This window comes from Deltaproteobacteria bacterium (assembly GCA_016875395.1).
Classification (GTDB): domain Bacteria; phylum Myxococcota_A; class UBA9160; order UBA9160; family UBA6930; genus VGRF01.
In genome coordinates, this window is record VGRF01000066.1 from 1 (window position 1) to 3,040 (window position 3,040).

4 protein-coding genes, 1 tRNA gene and 1 pseudogene are annotated in these 3,040 nt (G+C 69.6%); 4 read left to right on the forward strand and 2 right to left on the reverse strand.

All coding sequences use genetic code 11. The features are described 5' to 3' along the window. The first annotated feature begins 182 nt into the window (after positions 1-182). The 3 genes from aroQ (at position 183) to FJ091_21995 (ending at position 1,271) form a co-directional block, all read left to right on the forward strand. Positions 183-620: a type II 3-dehydroquinate dehydratase gene (aroQ, locus tag FJ091_21985; protein MBM4386021.1), complete on the forward strand. Its 438-nt coding sequence runs from the start codon at positions 183-185 to the stop codon at positions 618-620. A 51-nt stretch (positions 621-671) separates the two neighbouring features. Continuing rightward, on the forward strand, positions 672-1,145 hold the full coding sequence (locus tag FJ091_21990) for a hypothetical protein (protein MBM4386022.1): 474 nt from the start codon (positions 672-674) through the stop codon (positions 1,143-1,145). A gap of 50 nt (positions 1,146-1,195) precedes the next feature. After that, a tRNA-Gly gene (locus FJ091_21995) sits at positions 1,196-1,271 on the forward strand. 154 nt (positions 1,272-1,425) lie between these two features. Here FJ091_21995 and FJ091_22000 read toward each other — a convergent pair. Beyond that, positions 1,426-2,499: pseudogene (locus FJ091_22000) on the reverse strand (site-specific integrase). 2 nt (positions 2,500-2,501) lie between these two features. Continuing rightward, the gene (locus tag FJ091_22005) at positions 2,502-2,708 is read right to left on the reverse strand and encodes a CopG family transcriptional regulator (protein MBM4386023.1); all 207 of its coding nucleotides are present in this window, start codon (positions 2,706-2,708) and stop codon (positions 2,502-2,504) included. Between the two features lie 29 nt (positions 2,709-2,737). Between FJ091_22005 and FJ091_22010 the strand changes: the two genes are divergently transcribed. Next, complete coding sequence (locus tag FJ091_22010; protein ID MBM4386024.1) at positions 2,738-2,905, forward strand: hypothetical protein; 168 nt, start codon at positions 2,738-2,740, stop codon at positions 2,903-2,905. Positions 2,906-3,040 lie beyond the last annotated feature (135 nt).

Sequence of the window (3,040 nt, forward strand, 5' to 3'; positions counted from 1 at the left end):
TTTCTTGGTGCTTCGCTCGCCTGCGGCTCGCTGCGCGCCGCGTCATGCAGCGGAGATGGGCCTGCTTGGGCGCTCGCGGCTTGCGGTTCCTATCGAGCCCGCGTTTCGTCGTCAGGGGACAGCACGGTCGGGTCGTGGGGCCGCTTGCTCCTCGGGCGCGTTTGGCAGGCTAGATTTCGCGCATGCCTAACGTCCTCGTTCTGCACGGGCCGAATCTGAATCTGCTCGGGACTCGCGAGCCGGAGATCTATGGGCGCACGACGCTGGCCGAGATCGACGCGGGCCTGGTGGCGCTGGGGAAGGAGCGCTGGGCGGAGGTGCGTTGCTTCCAGTCGAACCACGAAGGCGCGCTGATCGACCGCATCCAAGAGGCTCGGGGCTGGGCGAACGGGCTGCTCGTCAACGCGGGCGGGCTCACCCACACCAGCGTGGCCCTGCGCGATGCGATCGCAGGGGTGTCGCTGCCGGCGATCGAGGTGCACCTCTCCAACGTGTTCGCGCGCGAGGAGTTCCGGCACCGCTCGCTGATCTCGGGCGTGTGCGTCGCCGTGGTCTCGGGCTTCGGGGCGACGAGCTATCGGCTCGGCCTCGACGGCCTGCTGGAGCGCCTCGCGACGTAGCCTCGAAGGCGCGCGGCGGGCGGGAACCCGGCGATCTTCGAGTCGTCCGCGGTGGCCGCAATCACGAAGCTGTGCGGCGGCGTCCCGCGGCGGATCAACGCGATCGCGGATCACGCCCTGTTCGCAGCGCATGTCGCGGGCCGCGTAAGCGCAACTGCGGCGGACGTCGCGAGTGCCGCAGCGGAGCTCGCGCTGGTCGACGAGGCCGACGTGGGCGCGGCGGCGCCGCGCGCAGCCGAGGAGCCCGCGCCGGCACGTCCGGCCGCGTACATGCACGCGCTGAAGCGCAGATCAGGCCCCGCGGTGCCGCTCGCAGCTGCGAGCCACGAGGAATCGGAGCCGGAGATCGAGCTCGGCGACGTCATCGCAGAGCCGACCGGGCGCCGCGCGGCGGCATCCGCAGCAGCCGCGAGCGATCTCTCGCCGATCGAGCTGCCGGGTGCGTGCGACATCGGCCGCGAGCCGCTTCCCGCCGACGACTCCGCGGAGCTCGAGGATCTGTTCGCCGACATCGTCGACGAATGAGCCCCGACTTGATTGCAGCTGCGAACGCGCGGCGTTAACCATCGCCTCACGCGCGAGTAGCTCAGCTGGTAGAGCATCGGCTTCCCAAGCCGAGTGTCGCGGGTTCGATTCCCGTCTCGCGCTCCAACTTTCCGAAGGGAAGTCGCACGGTTAGACCGCGCGCCTCTTCGGCCTCGAAGGCGGACTCGCCGCGAGGGTGCGCGGGGGGTGCGTTTTCGCGCGTCTGGGTGCGTGCGCCCGCGCCGAAGTCCGCGAAGGCGAGGTCCGCTTCGTCCACGGGGAGAGAGTGCGAGTAGGTGCGCAACGTCAGCTCGGGGTTCGCGTGCCCGAGTTGATCCGCGACCCAGCGAATCGAGCGCCCGGCCGCGAGCGCGAGCGAGGCGAACGTGTGCCGCGCCGCGTGGAGCTTGAACGGGCGCACGCCTTCCTTCTGCGCGCGCCGCCGCACGCGGTGCCATTGCCGCGTGAGGTTGCCTTCGTCGAGCGGCGTCCCTGCCTCGCTCGTGAACACCCAAGCAGGCAGCTCAGGCCAGCCTCGCTGAAGGCACTGCGCGCGCCGCTGCGCGAGCAAGTCGAAGAGAGACTCCGCGAGGCTCGGCGGCATCGCGACGACGCGAGCCTTGCCCGACTTCGGCGTCACGAGGATTCCCTTCGTGAGCGCGCGCCGGATCGTGATGCGCGAGCGGTCGAAGTCCACGTCCTCCCAGCGCAGGCCGAGCGCCTCGCCGCGGCGCGCCCCCGTGCTCACCAAGAAGCGCAGGATCGGCTCTAGGCGTGGTTCGTGTTCTGCCGCGAGGCGGAGGAGGGTTTCGACTTCTCCGCGCGTCCAGGACTCGACTACGCCCACCTCCGCAGCCGTCGTGCGGGCGACCCGGGAGATCAGCCGCCCTGCGCCGAGCGCTGGATTCCTAGGGATCGCGCCATCCCGCACAGCGAGCGCGAGGACGCGCCTCACGATGGAGAGGCCGTTCAAAATCGTGGCTGGCGCGTAGCCGTCATCGAGCTTCGCGCGCGTGTAGTCGAGGAGGTCGCCCTCGGAGAGCGTGCGGACGTCGCGACCCGCGAAGTACGGCGCGAGGTGATTGGCGATCAGGTCGCCGCTCGACTCCGCGTAGCGCGGCTTGAACGTCACCGAGTACCGCGTGTGCCACTCGCGCAGCATCGCGTCGAACGCTAGCGCGACGGGGTGCGCGACCGGGCCGTCAATGTCGCCGCTCGCAAGCCTGCGCTGGAGTTCCTTCGCCGCTTCCTTTGCGGCCTCGCGCTCCGAGCCGACGCGCTTCTTCCATCGCTTGCCCTGGTGATGAACGAAAAGCCACCACGCGCCGCGATCGAACCGAACCTTCACCGCCATGGTTACCTCCGTTTGCGAGCGACGTACTGCGCCACCGCTTCGCGCACGAGCGCCCCGACGCTTTGCTCGCGATCCGCAGCGAGCGCGGCGAGCACATCGAGCACGTCCTTCGGGAAGCGCACCGTCAAATCCGCCGTCTCCTCAGCGAGCGGCGGACGCCCTGCGCCTTCGCGAGCTCCGCCGTGCTCGACCTGCTTTCGCTTCGCCACGTCGGCGAGAGTGCTCTCGCTGATTTGAAATGTCAACGAAGTTTTCTTCCACCTATTGCTTTGAGCCCTTCGCGCACGATGTCGTCTACGCGCTCGCGGTGCGCGTCCACCTGCGCTCGCGCCTGCTCGGAGAGCCAGCGTTCGAGGTCGCGAAGGGGCAAGAGCACGACGCCGCCAAGGCGGACGAAGGGAAGTAGCGGCATGAGAGTGCGCAGCGTGCGCTCGCTGATTCCAAGTGCGTCCGCGGCCTCCGCCGGTCGCAATGCGATTCGGTCAGCGAGCCGAACCCCTCCCTTTTCGGCGTGGGGGGCGCACGGCGGGGGGACAGTTCC

What these genes read in the sequence shown, in the direction of transcription:
- aroQ (MBM4386021.1), top strand. Translation starts at nt 183, where the DNA reads ATGCCTAACGTCCTCGTTCTGCACGGGCCGAATCTGAATCTGCTCGGG.
- FJ091_22010 (MBM4386024.1), top strand. Translation starts at nt 2,738, where the DNA reads ATGTCAACGAAGTTTTCTTCCACCTATTGCTTTGAGCCCTTCGCGCAC.